This is a genomic window from Brevibacillus dissolubilis, from assembly GCF_006170445.1.
In the GTDB taxonomy this organism is placed as follows: domain Bacteria; phylum Bacillota; class Bacilli; order Brevibacillales; family Brevibacillaceae; genus Brevibacillus_B; species Brevibacillus_B dissolubilis.
Map to the genome: position 1 here is coordinate 563026 of NZ_VCNA01000003.1, position 20311 is coordinate 583336.

Annotated in this window: 10 protein-coding genes, 1 tRNA gene and 1 pseudogene; all 12 read right to left on the reverse strand. The window is 47.7% G+C overall.

The features are described from left to right. Positions 1-4 precede the first annotated feature (4 nt). On the reverse strand, positions 5-3166 hold the full coding sequence (locus FGI41_RS08810; RefSeq protein WP_139489601.1) for a polymorphic toxin-type HINT domain-containing protein: 3162 nt from the start codon (positions 3164-3166) through the stop codon (positions 5-7). 160 nt (positions 3167-3326) lie between these two features. Continuing rightward, positions 3327-3773: a contact-dependent growth inhibition system immunity protein gene (locus FGI41_RS08815; protein WP_139489603.1), complete on the reverse strand. Its 447-nt coding sequence runs from the start codon at positions 3771-3773 to the stop codon at positions 3327-3329. Positions 3774-3781: 8 nt separating this feature from the next. Beyond that, on the reverse strand, positions 3782-4327 hold the full coding sequence (locus FGI41_RS25770; RefSeq protein ID WP_438358013.1) for a polymorphic toxin type 28 domain-containing protein: 546 nt from the start codon (positions 4325-4327) through the stop codon (positions 3782-3784). Continuing rightward, positions 4301-4627, reverse strand: a pseudogene (locus tag FGI41_RS25775) (RHS repeat-associated core domain-containing protein); the annotation flags it as partial. The gene FGI41_RS25770 and the pseudogene FGI41_RS25775, both read right to left, overlap by 27 nt. Before the next feature lie 66 nt (positions 4628-4693). Continuing rightward, on the reverse strand, positions 4694-5008 hold the full coding sequence (locus FGI41_RS08825) for an immunity protein TriTu family protein (RefSeq protein WP_139489607.1): 315 nt from the start codon (positions 5006-5008) through the stop codon (positions 4694-4696). Next, positions 5005-6801 carry an RHS repeat domain-containing protein gene (locus FGI41_RS08830; protein ID WP_139489609.1) on the reverse strand — a complete coding sequence of 599 codons (1797 nt, stop codon included), beginning with the start codon at positions 6799-6801 and terminating at the stop codon, positions 5005-5007. The genes FGI41_RS08825 and FGI41_RS08830 overlap by 4 nt, the downstream gene beginning before the upstream one ends. Positions 6802-6928: 127 nt before the next feature. After that, on the reverse strand, positions 6929-7210 hold the full coding sequence (locus FGI41_RS08835; RefSeq protein WP_139489611.1) for a hypothetical protein: 282 nt from the start codon (positions 7208-7210) through the stop codon (positions 6929-6931). 485 nt (positions 7211-7695) lie between these two features. After that, positions 7696-8055, reverse strand: coding sequence for a hypothetical protein (locus FGI41_RS08840; protein WP_139489613.1), 360 nt, complete (start codon positions 8053-8055; stop codon positions 7696-7698). 11 nt (positions 8056-8066) lie between these two features. Continuing rightward, positions 8067-14975: an RHS repeat domain-containing protein gene (locus FGI41_RS08845; protein WP_139489615.1), complete on the reverse strand. Its 6909-nt coding sequence runs from the start codon at positions 14973-14975 to the stop codon at positions 8067-8069. A 3-nt stretch (positions 14976-14978) separates the two neighbouring features. After that, complete coding sequence (locus tag FGI41_RS08850; protein WP_139489617.1) at positions 14979-17291, reverse strand: fibronectin type III domain-containing protein; 2313 nt, start codon at positions 17289-17291, stop codon at positions 14979-14981. A gap of 389 nt (positions 17292-17680) precedes the next feature. After that, entirely contained in the window at positions 17681-19744 is a 2064-nt protein-coding gene (locus FGI41_RS08855) for a methyl-accepting chemotaxis protein (protein ID WP_139489619.1), read from the reverse strand. A gap of 444 nt (positions 19745-20188) precedes the next feature. Next, positions 20189-20277, reverse strand: a tRNA-Ser gene (locus FGI41_RS08860). Positions 20278-20311 lie beyond the last annotated feature (34 nt).

Genomic DNA, 20311 nt, shown 5'->3' on the forward strand with positions numbered 1-20311 from the left:
CATCCTACTTACCTCCATATTGTTTTACTTGATCACGCCAATAATTCATTCCATCATCAGGGCGGAACAATGTTTCAATAGTACCGTCAGGCTTTGCAGTTGCAAATTCATTAGTAGCCTTATTGTATCTAAATACAAAGCCGTTCTTATTTGTAAACCCAAGTATATTGCCACCAACATTACTATTCAACAAATTACTTGCTCGTTTTATATAGCCTTCCTTTGTTAGCGAATATCCGAGACTTGCCCATTCTTGTTTTTGAACAACGTGCTTATTAAAGTGTTTAGTAAATAATTTATCAGATGCAAACTGGGTTGCTTTCCAGCAACTATTATGCGTCCAGATTCCCAAATTAGAAACAAAGTACGTGTGGAAATCTTTAACCATAAAATTATAAACAGTTTTATGTTCCTTCTTAACGTCTATTATCTTAATGGCTAAAACCTTGCCATCGGAGGTTGTCAGTACATCTCCTACTACTAGGTTTTTGGTTTCTACCCACCCTTTGCCGACAATCCAAAACGGATGCTCGTCAGTAGTCGTTATGACTTCGTCGCCAACGAATATATTATACGTTTCCTCAACGTCACGTTGGAAGAGCCATTCGACTTCCTTATAGGCAATCTCACCTGTCTCATCATCTTTAGCGAGAACCTTATCACCGACCTCAATATCCTCGATCGGCTTCTCCCCTTTATCTGTTAACACAAGTGTTCCCGCTGTAAAGCAATTACATTTTTTCGCTACAGCTGCAGTCTTCGCTACCACTTTTTTTGTCGTCTTAGCCCCTGATTTTGCAACTTGCCCCAACTTTCCTGCTGGAGCGACGTTCACAGCGGCACTACCTGCTGCATGAACATCCTGTCGATTCCATTTGCCGTCGGTTAACGTCTTTACATTTTCTTTGCCAATATGTTCGATTCCCGCTTTTTTGACGGCTCCTGGAAGTTCTTTCCCTGCTTTTGAAACCGCTCCTGGTAGCTCCTTGGCTCCTTTGGACATCCCATTCCAAATGGCCGATACGGAAAACTCTAGATGTCCAGTTGGGTCGATATATTGGAGAGGATTGTTGAGGACATACGTGTATCGGTTCAGGCTCAGTGGATTGTCTACTTGCCCCTTGAGCGTATCCTCTGTAATAAACCGTCCTACGCTTGGATCATAGAACCTTGCTCGCAGATAGTAGAACCCTGTCTCACTGTCATACGGCTCTCCCGAATAGCGGAACGGGTTATTCATCTGTTCGTCCGCCTGTACGTCCGGACTAGGGTTGCCCCATGCGTCATATTCGTATTGATTAAGGACTTCACCTGTCTTTTTGTCGATGACTTTTACAACGTCCCCGTGGCTGTTGTAGAGGTAATAGACGGATTGGTTAGTCTGGGCGTCATGGCGCAGGATGAGGTCGTTCCCCCAGATGTTGCGGGCGGTTACGTTACCTTTTTCGTCTAACTCCTCTAGGATCAGACCATCCATATAGATGTATTGCGTGGTTTTCCCGTCAACGGTCTTGGAGGCGCGAAGGTTACCAGGGTAGTAGGTGTAGGTGGCTTCGGTTTCTCCCACCTGGGCCTTCGTCAGGCGGTTGAGGGCGTCGTATTCGTAGCTTCTGATCTCTGTTGGAAGATTAAATGGACCAAAGGTGTGCTGCTGACGGTTGCCTAGGCCGTCGTATTTGTAGGTTTTCGGTCTGTTTTTGGGGATAGGAACAGATACAGTGGTGGCTGGTAAGACTCCAGACTGTATGCTATCTGGGACAGTGACCTGTTGAGGGATAGAGGTCTGTTCTGAGCCTGAGTTGATCCCCTCAGACGTAGCAGCAGAGTCTGCCGCAGTTGTAGCGACTATTGGATCGCCTGTTTTACTGGTTACGTACTCTGCGGCAAATGCTGGTTCATCTTTTGACATGGATGCTGGTGTTGGCGCTGTTACTTGTGAAAGGATAGTTGTCTGATCGGTTGTTGCAATTCCCTGGGATGTTATAGATGGCTGTCCAGTCGTTGGTAGAGACAAATAAAGTGGTGAAGGTGCATTCGCTGATGGTATTGCTGTTGCTCCCACTCCCACACTGTCCCACGGGTTCTTTTCGTAAACCAATCGGTCAATCTTGTCATATTCGTAGTTCCACGTCTTGTTGTTATGACTGTGCAGTACCCGGGAGATATTGCCAAAAGCATCGTAGGTATTGCTTTCTGCCCAGCCGTCTGAATGGGTCGTAGTCTGGATCTGTCCCAAAGAGTTGGCTCGTTGGGTCATGCTGGGTCCGTCTGGATAACTGACTGTCGTGGAGTCGCCGGATGAACCGGTAGTGTAGCTATACTTGACTTCTCCACCCAGCAGATCGAATCCTGTGGTGGAAAGTGATTGGAGACGCTCCAACTGGTCATACGAGTACTTGATCGTGGTAATCTCTTCGGTCGGAGATGCTGTCATCCCCGGATACGTGAAGGAATCGATCGCATCGTCCAAGTTGTCGATTTCCGTGTACTTCTTTTCATCGGAGGTGACAGGAACAGCTTCATAAGACAACTTATACTCCCGTGCCGGCATGTTTTTCCCAGACACGGTGTAGGACGTCATGCGGTTGAACGCGTCATAACCGTAACCCAAGGTATACTGGCCATTCGTCTGGCTCGTGAGCTGGCGGGTTTTCTCGTCGTAGTTAGATTCTTCCGTATAGACGGTAGCTCCTGCCTTGTTGGAGACGGTCAGCTTCTCCAGCTCATAGTATGGGCTGTACTGGTAGCTGTGCTGGTTGCCTGTTTTATCTGTAAAGGTCGCGACATCACCGTTTGATGTGTAGCTGTAGCGCTCGACCTTGTTATCTAGCAGATAATCCTCTTGCAGCTTCCAAGAAAGCGCATTGTAGTGGTAGCGTGTGGTCGGTTGCCCGTTCTGGATCACTTCGACAAGGTTGCCTAGAGCGTCGTAGGTGTAGTTGTATTCGTTTTTCTCCGGGTCTTGGAGATAAATAAGATCTCCCCGGTTGTCGTACGCGAAGTTGGTGACGCGCTGCTTGTTCTGGTCGTCGCTTTTTTCCCATTTCTGCGTGATGTTGCCGAAGCCGTCGTAGGTGAAACGGGTGGTGAATACGAGTTTGTTCCCCCATTCTTTTAAAACCTTTTTGTTTACGGTGTTACTGTATGTCGAACTGAGACTATGCAACCATAATGTACGTTTTAGTATTGAAATTAATAATTTCTGATACCAGATAAACGATTGAGCTTGAACAATCACATAAATTCAAAACAAAAAGATCAGCCAGTTATTTTCTGGCTGATCACCACATTATACGGATTACTCTATGGACCGATAGGAGTATTTTTTATAAGGTACTCAGCTTTCTAAGTAAAATCTCTAGTGTTTCAAAATACTCTTCCTCTGCTCCATCATATAACCACTCAAAATCATCAGGAAAGTCTATTTCTGAACTCTTTATTGCGTCAATTAATTCGGCTACTTTGTTTTTTATGTCACTATGATTTAGCCAGAAGCTATCATCAATCTCATTTAGGGAATTTATTAATTCCCCATCATATTTTTCACCAGAAACAGGATTTTCCCACAAGCGAGAGACAGCTTCATCGATAACATAGTTTAAATGCAATTCTTGTCTAATTAATTTTGCAACATCACCATCCGCTAATTCAGGCAAGCTTTTAGACAGAATTTTATTATACCAGATCGATAGTGAAGAATTCATGTATACCACTGTGTTTTCTGCATAACCCTCTTCTGATCTTATCTCTCCCATTGTTTTGTCTCTCTTCAATGAACTTTTCACCTACTAGTCTTTATTTTTTTATTTGTGCCATTTAATAATTTATCTACTCTGTCTAAATAACGATTGGTCTTATCAAGGGCATCTTGGAGTTTTTTTCTAATTGTATTATCAAGATTAGGATTTTTTAAACTTCCTTCAAGACTCTTTCTAACTTTTTCTAGTCCTGTAGCAGCATCTTTAACTTCTTTTAAATGATCAAAGAATCCACCTTTACCATTTGGAACTGGATCTCCCCTCATATCTCTTTCTGCCCCTGAAAAATCTTGTTCAGTTAAATGGTCATTGATAATATTGTCAAGATCCTTTAATACTCTTTCCTGAGATCTTGTAAGTTCTGTGACCTTTTTCTGTTCCTTCAGTTTTCGTTCCAGCTCAGCTTTTTCAGCTGGGGTTAAATCACCACCAGCGGGTGTCGGATTAGCTGCCCAAAAAACTCCAGCAACAGCAGCTGGTATGACAGCTATTGCTTCGACTCCTGTTGCTACCCATCCACCTACTGCAACAGCTATTCCATCATTACCGCTCGGGTCAACAAATTTCAATGGATTATTATACGTATAGGTATATCTGTTTAAGGAGAGAGGATTATCAATCTGACCTGTAAATGTATCTTCTGTAATAAACCGTCCTACACTTGGGTCATAGAACCTGGCTCGCAGATAGTAGAATCCCGTTTCATCATCGTAAGATTCCCCGGCGTACCTGAATGGGTTGTTCATTTGTTCCTTCACTTGTAGATCTGGACTCGAATTGCCCCATGCATCGTACTCGTATTGGTTGAGGACTTCGCGAGTCTCTTTGTCGATGACTTTTACGACATCTCCGTTTGGCGTGTAGCTATAGCGCACGGACAGAAAAAAAACCAAGAGAATTTTATCTATTCCCTTGGGCTACCGTAAAACCACAGTTTATTCTTCTAATAATACCTTGAAATAAGTATCAAGAACTAAATCAAAATCAGCTTTATCATCTAACTTTTCAATATACTTATTTACCAAACACTCCCCTGTCTCATAACTTGCAATAGTATATTCCATTTGCTTTGACTCCCAGACAATAATTCTCCCCAATAATGTGGTTGTCTCATGGTCAACTACAATCGACTTGTCTATACTATCATCGTCAGGTATATCATTCCGTTTTATAACCTCTGTGATTATTCCTAGTTCTTTTAATTGTTCTGACTTTATTAATGCCCACTTAAGAAATTGTTGTTGAATCATTCTTTCCTCCTAATTAATTGAATATTTTCAGCATAAGGCATATCTGGAATTGGTAAACCCTTCTTCGCCCAGACTTTAGCTTCCCATGAATCTTTACCAATCATGTAGGCCCATTCGTCCGAAGATCGAACAAGTGCATCTCTGGGAACGTCAAATTCAACATATACGGTTCCTACCTTTGCTTGTTTATAATAGGATTCTTCATCTGCAGGATACGCAACATAGGTATGACCACCAGCACCTTCTTGCACCTTACCTGTTTTTAACATCTTATTATATTCATCTGTTCCCATCCACCTACCAACTCGAACCATTTCCGGCTTAAAATCTTTACCCTTTATCTTCGGTTTCTTACCACCTCCTCCTCTACCTCCTCCACCGCTAGGAGGATCTTCAACTAGTGCCATAAATGCAACATGTCTTTGTAAAGCTGTAGGTTTGTTAGGTACTTCTATTAATCCTTTTTTATATAAGTCAACCAGTTCATTTAGATCTCTTTTGTAAGCTTCGGGATTTCTTTCGTAATAACCCCAATTTACAAATCCATCCGCGTTAATAAAAGCATTTCCTGATGGATCTATATACCTCAAAGGATTATTAGCGGTGTATACATACCTACTCAATGCTAGAGGATTTTCCACCTGTCCCTTATACGTATCCTCCGTAATAAACCGTCCTACGCTTGGGTCATAGAATCTCGCGCGCAGATAATAGAACCCGGTCTCATCATCGTAAGATTCCCCAGCATACCTGAACGGGTTGTTCATTCGATCTTTTACTTGTACCTCTGAACTTGAATTCCCCCACGCATCATACTCATATTGATTGAGGACTTCGCGGGTATCTTTGTCGATGACTTTGACGACATCTCCGTGGCTATTGTAGAGGTAATAACCAGATTGGTCTGTTGAAACGTCATGGCGAAGAATGAGATTCTCACCCCAGATATTACGGGCAGTGACATCTCCTTTTTCGTTCAGTTCCTCGATAATCTTTCCATTGAGATAGATGTACTGCGTCGTTTGGCCGTCGACAGTCTTGGAGGCGCGGAGGTTGCCGGGGTAGTAAGTGTAGGCCGCTTCCCTTTCCCCTATTTTGGCTTTGGTCAAACGATTTAGGGCATCGTACTCGTAGCTTGTGGTTTCCGTCGGCAGGTTGAATAGGCCAAACATATGCTGTTGGCGGTTACCCAGTTTATCGTATTTGTAGGTTTTGGGTCTGTTTTTGGAGACTGGTACCGATACGGTTGTGGTTACAGCTTGAGTTGGCTGGATTTCTGTTGAGCTGCTTTTCGTGGGCAAATCTGGTTGGGCAGCTGAATCAGTATCATCTGGAGTTGTAGTGTCCGCATCAGATGGATTGCTAGCCGGAACAGCTTCCTCTTGTTGCAGTGTTCCCTGTTCAGGAGTGGTTGCTTGGAGGTTAGCAGCTTTTTCTAGTGGGTTCTCTAATGAGTTTAATAGAGATGGCTGGATCGTGCTGTTTGTTCTAGCAATTGCACCAACGGATACAGATGATGGAACAAAAGTAGAAGTGGGTATTGCTGTTGTCGCAGGTGTTGCAGAATTATTTGCTAATCCACTGGTCGTTCCTGATGTAATAACACTGTCCCACGGATTCTTTTCGTAAACCAATCGATCAATCTTGTCATATTCGTAGTTCCACGTCTTGTTGTTATGACTGTGCAGTACCCGGGATATGTTGCCAAAAGCATCGTAGGTGTTGCTTTCTGACCAGCCATCTGAATGGGTCGTAGTCTGGACCTGTCCCAAAGAGTTGGCTCGCTGGGTCATGCTGGATCCGTCTGGATAGCTGACGGTCGTGGAGTCGCCGGAGGTGTTGGTAGTGTAGCTGTACTTGACTTCTCCACCCAGCAGATCGAATCCTGTGGTGGAAAGTGATTGGAGACGCTCCAGCTGGTCATACGAGTACTTGATCGTGGTGGTTTCTCTTTGAAGATGTAGATGCAGTCATTCCCGGATAGGTAAAGGAATCGATTGCATCATCCAGGTTGTCGATTTCCGTGTACTTCTTTTCATCGGAGGTGACCGGTACGGCCTCATAAGACAGCTTATACTCCCGTGCTGGCATGGTTTTCCCAGACACGGTGTAGGACGTCATGCGGTTGAACGCATCATAACCGTAGCCCAAGGTATACTGTCCGTTGGTCTGGCTCGTCCACCCAGTAGCCTGGTTTGTCAAAAGGTTGGACGCGCTCGAAGCTCTCCCCGTCTTCGAAGTGGAAACAATGATGCGGGAAGCTGTCTTTGATTAATCGGAATCACATCCCATATGATATAAAATCAGGAATTTGATTAATTGTACAAAATTAATATTCATTTAAATTATTGATTAAATTAAAAGAATGAAAAATTCAATTTTAGGATCAAAGTTTAGGTTATGGATAAGCTAGGATTCATGGGGAAACATACCAATACTTCAAATTCTCATATAACTTCCGTCGTGTATCGAGTCAATCTTTCCACAAATAAAACAGAAAGTTAATTGCTGAATTAATGAGGGGATCAGTAACATAAAAGAACGTTTTCAGAAAAAATTAGGCGACACACCCCGATGAAGAATCGATAAGTGGTCGCCGCTTAATGAACGCTTTTTTTACAATCTACATGACGGGGGTATAACCTTATCGTCCTCTCAGAATAATAACTGTAATAAAATAATCCATTCTATGGAACTATCCATTGGACATCCTTGGCTTGAAATAAAAGTATTTTCACATCGTTAATGGTATCATAAAGAACGATTTTACACTTTTCATCTTCACATTCCTCTGTTGGTAACAGTTCGAATACTAAAATTTCATCACTGTTTATTAGGATGGGGTCAGGATCTATTTTATAATTACTCACCCCAGAAAATATAAGCCTACCTAATTGCATTTCTGGTTCTCCCTCCTGAAAGAAGGTCTGTTGCCATCGACACATCTCAACTGCTAGTTCTAATTGTTGTTCACTTTGACAGAATGTTAACTTTTCTACTATGCTATCATGAAGATAGTAGGTCTTAATAAATTCCAATATTTTCATATATATCCTCCTTACGGCAGAACGTGTGAAGGTCCTGAACCTTTATTTGTTGGATTTCCGTTCTTGTCGAGATATAAATCAGAATTCCCCGTGCTCTTTGGGTTATAGATATGATAATGATCTTTTCCTTCATATCCAGGAGCTCCAGGTGTTTTAGGATCAAATCTCACCTTCATACCTGTCTCTGGGTTTTGATATTCTCTCATTTTTGTGTTTACTTTCATTTTTGGGTGTGTTACATCTTTCCATCCATTTCTAATTAATTCATTTGGGTCTTTAGGTAGATTATTATACGTAAAGTTAATTTTAGTTTGAGTTGTTGTTTTGTTGGTTACTCCAGGTGACTTTTTAACTGGAGTGCTTTTCACCGGCATTTTGACTCTTCCTGACCCCCCCCTACCTCCTCCTCCCGCTACTGGGTTTCTTTTCAACACTTCATATTGGAACTGGCGTTGCAAGTGTGAGGGAGCTACAGTGTCATCAAATTCTATTTTACCTTTCTCATACATATCCAAAAGCTCTGTTAAATCTCTTTGATATGCTTCCGGGTGCCTTTCATAATAGCCCCAGTTAACTGTACCGTCTGCATTAAGGTAAGCATATCCTGATGGATCTATAAATCTTATTGGGTTATTAGCGGTATAGCTATACCTATTCAAGCTAAGTGGATTATCCACCTGCCCTTTATACGTATCCTCCGTAATAAACCGTCCCACACTCGGATCGTAAAACCTCGCGCGTAGATAGTAGAACCCGGTCTCATCATCGTAAGACTCCCCTGCATACCGGAACGGGTTGTTCATTTTTTCTTTTGCTTGGACATCTGGACTCGGATTCCCCCAAGCGTCATACTCGTATTGGTTGAAGACTTCTCGGTTATCTTTGTCGATAACTTTTACGACATCTCCGTGGCTGTTGTAAAGATAATAGCCGGATTGGTTAGTTGGAACGTCGTGGCGAAGGATGAGATTGTTGCCCCAGATGTTGCGGGCAGTGACATCGCCTTTTGCGTCCAGTTCCTCGATGATCTTACCGTTGAGATAGATATATTGCGTTGTTTTGCCGTCGACAGTTTTAGAAGCACGGAGGTTGCCGGGATAGTAGGTGTAGGTTACTTCCTTTTCCCCTATGTTTGCTTGGATTAAACGATTTAACGCGTCATACTCGTAGCGTCTGGTTTCCATCGGCAGGTTGAATGAGCCGAACAAATGCTGTTGGCGGTTGCCTAGATTATCGTATTTGTAGGTTTTCGGTTTATTTTTAGGGACAGGAACCGATACTATGGTGATTGTGGAGTGAGCAGGTTGGAATTCCGCCGAACTGTTTTTCGTTGGTAAATTTTCTGGTTGGGCAGTTGAAACTAAATAGCCTGAACCTGTGGTTTCCACATTAGTTTGGCTACTAGTCGAAACAGCTTCCTGTTCCAGCATTGTTGCCTGCTCAGGAGTAGTTTCGTCGCCTTTTTCCAATGGGATTAATGGAAATGAATTGATAAAGTTGTTCGTATTGGCATATGCATCCACTGCCTCAGATGTTGGAACAAAAGCGGAAAACGGTGCAGTTGCAAGTCCACTAGTCACTCCAGTGGTACTTACACTGTCCCACGGATTCTTTTCGTAAACCAATCGGTTAATCTTGTCATATTCGTAGTTCCACGTCTTATTGTTATGACTGTGCAGTACTCGAGAGATGTTGCCAAAAGCATCATAAGTATTGCTTTCTGACCAACCGTCTGAATGGGTCGTAGTCTGGATCTGCCCTAAGGAGTTGGCATGCTGGGTCATATTGATTCCGTTTGGATAGGAGACAGTCGTCAAGTCACCGGATGAATCGGTCCGGTAGTTGTACTTCACCTCTCCACCTAGCAAATCCTTCCCGGCAGGCGTAGATACCGTTTGGAGACGATTAAGCTGGTCATAAGAATAGATGACCTTGGTCATTTCGTCAGCAGATGTTTTTGTCGCGGCTGTCAAGCCCGGATAAATGAAGGAATCAACCAGATCATCCAAATTGTTGATGTGTTTGACCTGATCTTTCTCGTCGGTTACATTCACAGCCTGATAAGACATTTGGTACGTACGCGAGGAGAGACTCTTTCCTGACACGGTGTAGGACGTCATCCGATTGAACACATCATAACCGTAGCCCAAGGTATACTGGCCGTTCGTCTGGTTTGTGAGCTGGCGGGTTTTCTCGTCGTAGTTAGATTCCTCCGTATAGACGGTAGTTCCTGCCTTGTTGGTAACGGTAAGCTTCTCCAGCTCATAGTACGGGCTGTACTGGTAGCGATGCCGGTTGCCAGTTTTATCCGTAAAAGTCGCGACATCACCGTTTGATGTGTAGCTGTACCGCTCGACCTTGTTGTCCAGCAGATAATCCTCCTGCAGCTTCCAGGAGAGCGCATTGTAGTGGTAGCGCGTAGTCGGCTGGTCGTTCTGGATGACTTCGACGAGGTTGCCGAGAGCGTCGTAGGTGTAGTTGTATTCGTTTTTCTCCGGGTCTTGGAGATAAATCAGATCTCCCCGGTTGTCGTACGCGAAGTTGGTGACGCGCTGCTTGTTCTGGTCATCGCTTTTTTCCCATTTCTGCGTGATGTTGCCGAAGCCGTCGTAGGTGAAACGGGTGGTGTTTTGGACACTGCCTGTTTTTTCTTTTTCGACGATCCGTTCCAACTGGCCGAAGCGGTCTTGATAGGAGATGGTAACCAGGCCGTTTGGCTCGATGACCTCATCCACATCGACTGGCAGACGGCTGCCTGGGGTGGTCAGGGTGTTGGTCTGATTGTGGTAGGTAGCGAGCCCACGTGGATCGATCCCCATTTTCGGTGTTCCGTCTCGGTGATACAAAACCGTGGTGCGTCGATCTGACAGGGCATGCGGGTAGGTCGTAACCGGTTGGCGCCCATCTTTGCTGTAGCTTTGGAACACCAGTGGACGCATCGTTTTGCTTTCCAGATAGGTGCTGGGCATCGGTGAGCAGGTCGATTGCGGGCTTCGCGGCGTGCCGACGTATTCCGCCTGATACTCCACATCGCCAAACGGGGTCAGCGCGGTGACAATAATCCGACCGTCTGGCAGGTGGGCGTACATGGTGCGCTTGTTGAAGGTGTCATCGAAACCGTAGCAGGTGGTTCGCGGTGTGCCTGTTCCGTTCGCTGGAATAAAGGTCTGTCCCGTCAAGCGATCGAGCATGTCGTAGGTGTTGGTGACTTTGCTGCCATCTGGATAGGTCTGTTCCTTCAGCAGGCCACGGTCGTCGTATTGGAACGTCATGTCCAGCGTCTTAGTTTCGGTCTTGCTGGTCGCAACGTCCATGGTGGTACGGATGACATCTATGCCTTTCGGGTCATAGGTAAAATTCTGGGTGAGCGACTTGCTCTGTGCACCGTAGATGTTCTCTTGGATGGAAGACGGCAGGGTCGGAAAAAGACCTTCGTAGCGGTACACGCGCTCGATGCGGTCGTTGCCGTCGCCTTTTGGATAGTGGTCGGAGATGCTTTCGGTGGAGATCAGCTCCCCTTGATAGGTGTAGCGCTCCTCGTGCGAAAGGCCGTCGCGGGACTTTTTGCTTAGGTAGGTGATTTTGGGGTTAAAAGCGGGACCGTAGTGGTACTGCCAGATGGAGATGTTGCCTTTTGGGTCGGTCTCCTGCACTTTGTCGCCGTGTTCGTTGTAGGTCGTAGTCGTGATGTTGGCGTAGTTGGCCAGACGTGGTTCGACGGTGGCGCGGTTGCTTATTTCAGGTTGTTTCAGAAAGCTAAACACTTCCTGATCCGGGATGCCGTCCACAAACTCGTACGTCCGCACCGGATTTGGTTTACCTGGCTCATACTCATAGCTGATAAACGTATTCTGCGTATAGCTGTAGTTGTCTTCCGTCACGGTGGACAGACCCGAATCCGTATTGCCGTTGATCTTGGCTAGACGCAGGACATGCAAGCCTTGGTCGGATTTTGGGTCGATGTTGATGACGTAGGTCTTCTCCAGCTTGCGGTACTTATAGAAACCCGTATCGAAATCTTCGCAGGAAAAAATCTTGTCCCCGTTCCGTTTGGTGACGCCCGCGAGACGTTCGATATAGGATTTCGGAACCTTCCATACTTCCGGTGCCAGCGGTTGTTCTTCCGGCAGAAGCGGTTTGGCTTCGCAGCTGCTGTTGCCGAGTTTGTATTCTTTTCGGAAGGTTTTGAGCTCGGTAGATGACGGGTCGGTGCTGTTGCGTCGCATCGTCTGGTAGGAGTACGCCACTTGGGTGACAGGCGCGTAGCTGACATAGGACAGCGCGAGCGGGTCTTGGTACAGACGGATGACCCCGCGTTCAAACGGGTTTTTGACCGGGCTGACTGGGTCTTGCTCGTACGGGCCTTTGTAGTAGTGGCTGTACTTGTATTCCAGATTGAGGCCTTGCAGGGAGTAGTCTACGTTTTTCAAAAGCAGGTAGCGGATCGTACGGCGGGTGCTGAGGTCTTCCTCGACGTACTTTTTCGATTCGATGCCGTTGAAATCCAGTAAGATCTTACCTGTGTCATCTTTCGGCAGGTAGTAGTCTTTAATCAGGTTGAACTCGGCGTTGCCCCAGATATCCGGATCGTGGTAAGTATAGGCCGCGAGCTTCTTGGTCTGCGCCGCGTTTTCAACATTGACCTCCTCGACCGAGTTGAGTTTGGTGAATGGTTCGTTGTTGCTGGTTTTTCGGTATTCGAGATTGTATTTGACGTGCTTGATGAGCTTGCCTTCCGGCGAAAACACCTGCAGCTCCGTGATGATGTTCGGCACTTCTGCCGGGTCGCCATTTGCAGGCTGAGCGTTGGTGAAGCTGACCTTGCCCTTTTTCAACAGAATCGTGCGTCCGACGCTGTCCACGATCTTGATCGGCTCGGTGTTGTTGCCGTATTTGGGATCTGGGACGTAGTAGGTGATTTTGTCGCCGAAGACGTTTTCTTTGGAGACGATAAGCTTGTAGGTGTCGTCTGGATAGGGGTAAAAGGTGTAGGTGAAGCCGTCGCGCATGACTTTGATGTGGTAGTTGGAGCTGTGCATGTCGAATTCTTTGAAGTCCATGCCTTCGTATGGCTCGTCCACCCAGTAGCCTGGTTTGTCAAAAGGCTGGACGCGCTCGAAGCTCTCCCCGTCTTCGAAGTGGAAAAAATGATGCGGGAAGCTGTCTTTGATGCGCTGGGTATAGTGCACCTGTTTGGCACTGTCACTGTCGATGTCGGCGGTGTAGGTGGTGTCAGCCTTGTCGTAGCTTGGGATGTTAAAGGACCAGCCGGTGGCAAACGGAATGTCGTTTAGCTCTGGGCGGTTGGTCATGGTTTTGTTTTTGTGCGGGCCGTCCGTGGTCGGGAGGATGACCTTGCTGTCCAGCTGGTGGTAGCGTCTGGTCAGGACGAGGTCGAGGCCGTGTCTGCCTTTGAGCGAGATTTCGTTCTCGACGACGTTGGCGGCGCGGTACATCTCGTCGACGGGGTTGTCGGTGTTGGTTTTGAAATATTTGAAATGCTGATCTGGGCCCTTGTACTTGGTGCTGGGTGGTGCGGCGAGGGTGGTGTTGACCTCGGTGATTTCTGGGATGTAGAGAGTGGAGCCGGAGTTGATGGTTTTGGAGATTGGGTTGGATGGAGCGGTTGGGTTGGTTGATGAAGGTTGTTTGGATGATGTAGTTGGTTTTGTTGATGAAGATTGCTTGGATGATGTAGCGGGTTTTGATGATTGGATGGTAGTTGGGGGTGTAGGCTGAGCGGCGTTGTTGCCGTTATTGTTCCCATTTCCATTTCCGTTCCCGTTGTCGTTACCGCAACCATTCCCGTTGCCATTGCCGTTCCCATTGTTGCCGCAACCGCAGTCGTGACCGTTGGCGTTTCCATTGCCATTGCCGCTACCGTTGTTGCCGCAACCACAGTCATGACCGTTGGCGTTTCCATTTCCGTTACCATTTCCGTTGTTGCCGCAGCCGCAGTCATGGCCGTTGGCGTTTCCATTTCCGTTACCATTACCGTTGTTGCCGCAGCCGCAGTCATGGCCGTTGGCGTTTCCATTCCCGTTGTTGCCGCAACCACAGTCGTGACTGTTGTCGTTTCCATTTCCGTTGTTGCCACAGCCGCAACCGTTTCCATTTCCGTTCCCATTCCCATTCCCACACCCGTCACCCGGATTGGTCGGATCTCCCCCTTCCCCCGGTGTTGGCGGATCATCCGGGTCATACGGATCTTGGCCCGGCGGCTCGTCTGGCGGATAGCCGGGGGTCTGGTTGCCGTTGTCCTTTTTCTTTTTCCATTTCTTATGGGTGTAACCAGCGACAGGGGTGTATTTGATCAGATGGTTATACTGGTCGATGTGTAGTTGCTCAATCTCCCGCATGACCCGCTCATCGTCCCACGTGTAGATTTCCTCGGTCTCCTGCGGGGAGAGGAGCTTTTGCAGGTTGGTGTAAAAGTAAGCCGCGATCTGCAGCGTACGGCGTTCGAACAACTCGTTCACCTGAGCGACTGCGTGAGCCGATAGCTGATCCCACTGCATCTGGAGGATCTGTTCCTCGGTGTAGATCGGCTGGGTGATCGGGTCGGGTTGACCTTCGTTTACCGGGAGGTCCTTGATCTCGGGGTATTGGTTGAATATCCATTCGGACGTAGACGCAGTGTTTTCCAGTTCACTGGCAGATGTAGCTGTCGTGTTATCCGTCTCTGATTCATCCCCGAAAAATACGGTGTTGTCCGAATCACCACCAAGGATTTGCTGCGCCCAATCCGAAACCAGACTCTCCTGTCCGGCAAAAGCCACAGGTGGAATGGACGTAAAAATCAGCGTACTCGCTAACCAAGAATGAAAAAGCATCGCAAACCGCTTTTTCCAACGAAAACGAGTCTGGGACTTCTCTCCACCAGAACGGCTATGCCCCTGAATCATACTCTTTTGCTTCATGCGCTAGTTGGCACCTCCTGTGGCTGGTTTTGCAGGCGGGTCTGGGATCGGATTCTCAATGTTAAATTCCTGCGGGTCTGGCTTCGGCTCTTTGATGTACTCCACCTGCTTGGTATTGCCGTTGACATCATAGGTGTACACCCATTCCTGCTCATAACTGCTCTGAATGCGATCCAGAAGCGTCCCAGCGTAGATGTAATCAAAAGTCAGCGGAATCGTACGTACGACCACCGTAACCGGTGCGCTTTTACCACCCCGGTTTTCCGCGTAAATGGTAAAACGGTAGGTCTGTTCCTCCTTCAGACTTTTGATCTTCACATTCGCTTTTTTGAGGGTTTGCTTGACCCCTGACTCGCCGCCGTACTGGATGACATATTTGAGTGCGCGCTTGGCCGGGGACCATTTGAGGTAGGCTGTGATCGATGTCACCTTGTCGAGCGTGATCACGGGAGCCTCTGGTGGGTCTGGCAAGGTACGCAATGTTGCGATGGCGGATGCACCGTCTTTGCCATCTTCATCGAGGGCACGGAGGTGTAGTTCGTAGGGCTTGTCTTTTTCCAAGCCAGTCAGGGTGTACGTGGTGCTGCCTGATGGGATGGAGAGGCTCTTTTCCCCGTTGAGCCAGAGGACATAGCCCTTCTCCCCTTCCACCGCATTCCACGTGAGGACAGCGGAGGTCTGCTTGATCTGCTCTTTCACCACGGAAAAATTACCTGGCGCCGGCAGTTCACCTGTAGGTGCTGGCGGATCGGGCATGTCTGGGACAAAATCCTCGTCACCCGCGAGGTATTCCAGATGGGCCCGTGGGCTTGTTCCGGTGATATTACGGGCGGCGACATAGAGATCGTAGGTATCGCCTGCGATTACATTGTCGATCACAAAATGATTGGTATAAGTGCCAGTGCTGCCAAGGAGCTGGTCACCGCTATAGACGAGGTATTCCGTCGCACCCTCGACCAAATCCCATGAAAATTCAGCGGATTCAGAGCTGTACATCTCGGCGTAGAGGGTGTTTTCATTGGGTTTTTCCGGTGTCAGCGGGTGTGTCGTGGTGAGCCAGGCAAATATGTCTTGGGATTCCTGCGGGGCCTCTTTGGTGTCAACCGTGATCCCGTACCAGGTGGATGGTTTCAGGTCGGTGAGCGTAGCTTTTGTCTCGCTGACAGGAATGGTGGGGAACGTTTCCACGGTTCGGCCATAATCATTTCGGCCAATCGGTGGGATCAGGCTGAGATAATCTACACCGTATTTCTCTGCCCCTTTCAATGGCGACCAGTTCACCGAGATATCGGTTGGTTGGGTGTCCATGCTTACCGTGGCGGTCTTTTCTGGTGTCAGGGCAAAAAGAAATTTCCACTCATCGCTGACCGTCATCGTCTCCTCGTCAAAGACGGTGATAATCCCGACATCCCACAACGGGGCGGAGACTTTGCCTGTGGGAAGCGGCATGGTGATCGTCGTATCTGTGGTAGCTTCGAGCGAATAGATGGATTCATCCTCGTCGGAACTGACCTCCACCACGTATTGCTGGGCGCCTACGACTGGGTTCCACTTGAGCGTGATGCTGGTTGGCGTCATCTGGGTGATGGTGAAGGTGGTGACGTTTTCGTTGACGATCTGAGCACCTGAAGTTGCATCGGTGGTGGCTGCAGCAGCGGATGTGGATGCGTCCGTACTCGATTCACCGTAGACGCGTTCCGTAACCACTAGTGGTTGCTCTTCCTTTTGTGAGAGAACCGTCTCAGCATGCGCCGCGGAAGCCATAAAAGTTGGTTTGGTACCAACAGGAGTCTTTGTTTTCAAGGCTGATGCTTGGACGATTGTCTGGGCTGATACGTTGTCCCCTGCTTCAGTCCAGGCCCCTGATCCCGTCTTTTTATCCGGCTTTGGAGACTTAGGTGGCTTCGGAATCGGTTTTCCTCTCTTCTTCTCCGCCTTTTTCTTTAAGGTGGTTTGCACGTCTTTTCGCTTCTGGGTCTTACCGGACTTTTCATCCAGCCAGAGCCATTTCCAGTCAGCCTCATCCGTTATGTTCAAGATGACTTGCTTCTTGTTCAAATGAATCCGGGCCTTCACTTCGCCAATGAATGGCCCGATCGACTCCTGATACATCAGGTCATTTTTCTTTGTATCTGTTTTTCGGAAAAAATACTCGCCCGTTCCAACGTCCTGCACCACATCGTATTGGTATCCTTCATGTTTGAGGCGTTGGATGTACTTCCACTTCTCACTTAACTCCCCGCCAACTGCGTAGGCTGTGTGCGGGAGTATCGTTGTGATGATCAGGCAAAATGCCAACAAAAGCCTTGTGATCACAGTTTCTCCTCCTAATATAGATGTCCGAAAAATAAAGCTGGATGATGAGGATACCACCTTCTTCTCATATAGAAATGACAGGAGGATATCCCCCTAATATTTTCCTATTAAACGACAAAATACAGACTTTTGTCCATGTAGAAAATCAAAGATATGGGTCTAAAAATCTATTTTGTTGCTGAAATTTGTCTGTTTAGCAGGCTTTTTGGACATGGATATAACAATCGTTATTTTTATGAAGGACATTGACAAAAAACAAAAAAACCTTGGCTAGCATGTATCTAGTCAAGGGTATCCTGGTTGGCTGGGCTTCACTCTTTTGACGCGAGAGATAGCTTTGAATCTTCTGTCTTATTCCTGCCATAAAAATGTACTCTCCACTTCAACAGCTACACCTTGAAGGTATCCACCCTCTCCAACAGACGCTGGGCCATGTCAGCCAAGTGCTGGGACGTGGACGTGATCTGCTCCAGAGAGGCCAGCTGCTGCTCGGAGGCGGCTGAGATATCGTGGGTACGTGCAGTGTTGTGGTAATTCAGCTGCCCTACCTGCTCCATCGCGGCTTTCATCTCATCGCTTTCGCGGACGAGATAGGAGACCGATTGAGTGATGCTTTCGATTCTTTCGGTAACCTCGTCGACCGATTGCTGGATCTGGCTGAAGGCTTCACCGGTGTGGGTGGCGAGGCGGACGCCTTTTTCTACCTCTTGGGCGCCATTGGTCATAGAGGTCATCACTTGATTCGTCTTGACTTGCAGCTGCGAGATGATCCCGGCGATCTCTTTGGTAGAGCTGCTGGTCTGCTCGGCGAGCTTGCGGACTTCCTGGGCGACGACAGCGAAACCTTTTCCCGCCTCTCCGGCACGGGCGGACTCAATCGCGGCGTTGAGGGCGAGCAGGTTGGTCTGTTTGGCGATGCTTTCGATGACATTGATGATTTTGCCGATCATCTGGGATTGGGTCTGCAGATCGTTGACGATGGCACAAGAATGATTGGTCTGCTCCTTGACCACCTGCATCTGGTGAACCACCTCGCTGATCAGACGGCTGCCCTGATCGGAGCGCTGCTTCACTTGACGGGTGGTCGCATGCACGGTCTGGGCGCTCTGGGCAATCCGCTCGACTCCCTCCACCATTTGCGCCACCGTCTCCGAGGTCTCGGCTACTTTTTCCGTCTGGTCGCTCATGGCTTCTGCGATCCCGGTGATATTGACCGTGATTTCCTGTGTGGCTTTGGAGCTCTGCAGGGCGCTGGCATGGAGCTGTTCGGACGCAGCCGAAACGCTTTCAGCAGAATCCTTTACCACCCCAATCAAGTCCCGCAGGCTCCCTGTCATCGTTTGAAAGCCTTGGGCCACTTTCCCCGTCTCATCTTTGGTTTTGACTACCGCTGTCACGGTGAAGTCTCCCTCTCCCGCTTTGCCAAAAACAGTGAGCAGTTCCGTCAGCGGTCGGGTAATATTGCGCGAGATGACATAAGCGAGGGCGGAAGCGACCAACAGAACGCCTGCGGTCACCAGAGTGATAAACCAAGTAAGATTATCCAGCTCCCGGTAGACTTCATCGATCGGCGGTGCAACTCCCAGAATCCATCCGTTCTGCAGCCGCTGATAGCCCATCACTTTCGGTTGGTCTTTTAGTTCATAATAGATAATGCCTGAATCTGCCTTTGAAAATTGGTCCCCCAGATGTGACAGCTGCCCGCCTAATACGGTATAGATGGTATCGTTAAGAGTAAAAGTCGGGTGTACCAAGAAACGGTAATCTTGATCGACGAGGAAGGCGTAGCCCGTATCGTACACCTTTTCCTGCTGAATCGCCAGCTTGAAGGTATCGTATTTGTAATCGATCCCCGCTACGCCGATCAGTCGTCCATCGTGGAATATCGGCAGGGTATACGAGATCACATTCATATTGGTTACGGGGTCTGTGTAGGGCTGGCTCCAGACCCCTTTTTTCTCACGGATCGGCTGATAGTACCACGCCATGTCGGGATTATCCTCGCGAAAGAGATCCAAGGTGTAGCTGGTCTGTTTGGTAAACTGGCCGTCTCCCTTGTTGTCGACATACCAGGAGTAGTACAATCCTCCGATCACGTCCGGGTTCAAAAAGACATAGCTGGCCAGAACCCCGTCAGATGATTTGGTAAAATGCAGGACAACCGGGTCAATCTGATCCAAATACCCGGTGAGATACGATGGGCTTTGCTCGTATAAATCAGGTTGAAAGGTGCCAAGGGTCGTATGTCCGAGGTTCTCAACCGCGTTCTCTGTTTGTTCAAAGAGCAGGCTGAACTCTCCTGCTTTCGCTTTTGCCATATAGAGCAGCTTGGATTCCATCTCCGAGGTCATCAGGTTCCGGCTCTCGTAGATGCTGATCCCGCCGACCAGACTGGCAATGAGCAGACAACATCCCAAGATGGCGGACATCATTTTGGTGCTGATTTTGCCCATGGTTCTCCTCCTCTATTCGTCCTGCCACTATACTTATGCGGATAGGAGGAAAGTGCTACTTATTGACTAGTTTGGGAGAGGAGAGAGCAGGCGGCTTTCAAGAGGCTTCCCTTTTTTACAACCCCGAAGGGGGATTCACTGTCCGCTACGAAGGATTCAATGGGATGCTGGGGCAAAAAAGGTTGATTCGATGATGATTGAAGTTTGCCCCTGATGAGGTTCCATGGAAGCAGTCCCCATTAAATCCTTCTTCGCTGAGTGGGGTTGTAAAAGAGGTGCGCCTCTCGAAAGCCGCCTGCTCTCTCACCCGGTAAACTGTCATGCGTCGCACTTTTGAGGGAGGGATGATTTTTAAAAGAAAAAAACTTATTAAATATGAAATAGACTTTTAGAAAATAAAAAAAGCTGATGGAATCATCCATCAGCTTATCTCTCGTATGTAAGTGGCGGAGGGAGAGGGATTCGAACCCCCGTGACGTTGCCGCCTAACGGTTTTCAAGACCGCCCCGTTATGACCACTTCGGTATCCCTCCGTGTTGGAAATGTTACGCTTCAACATATGTTGTT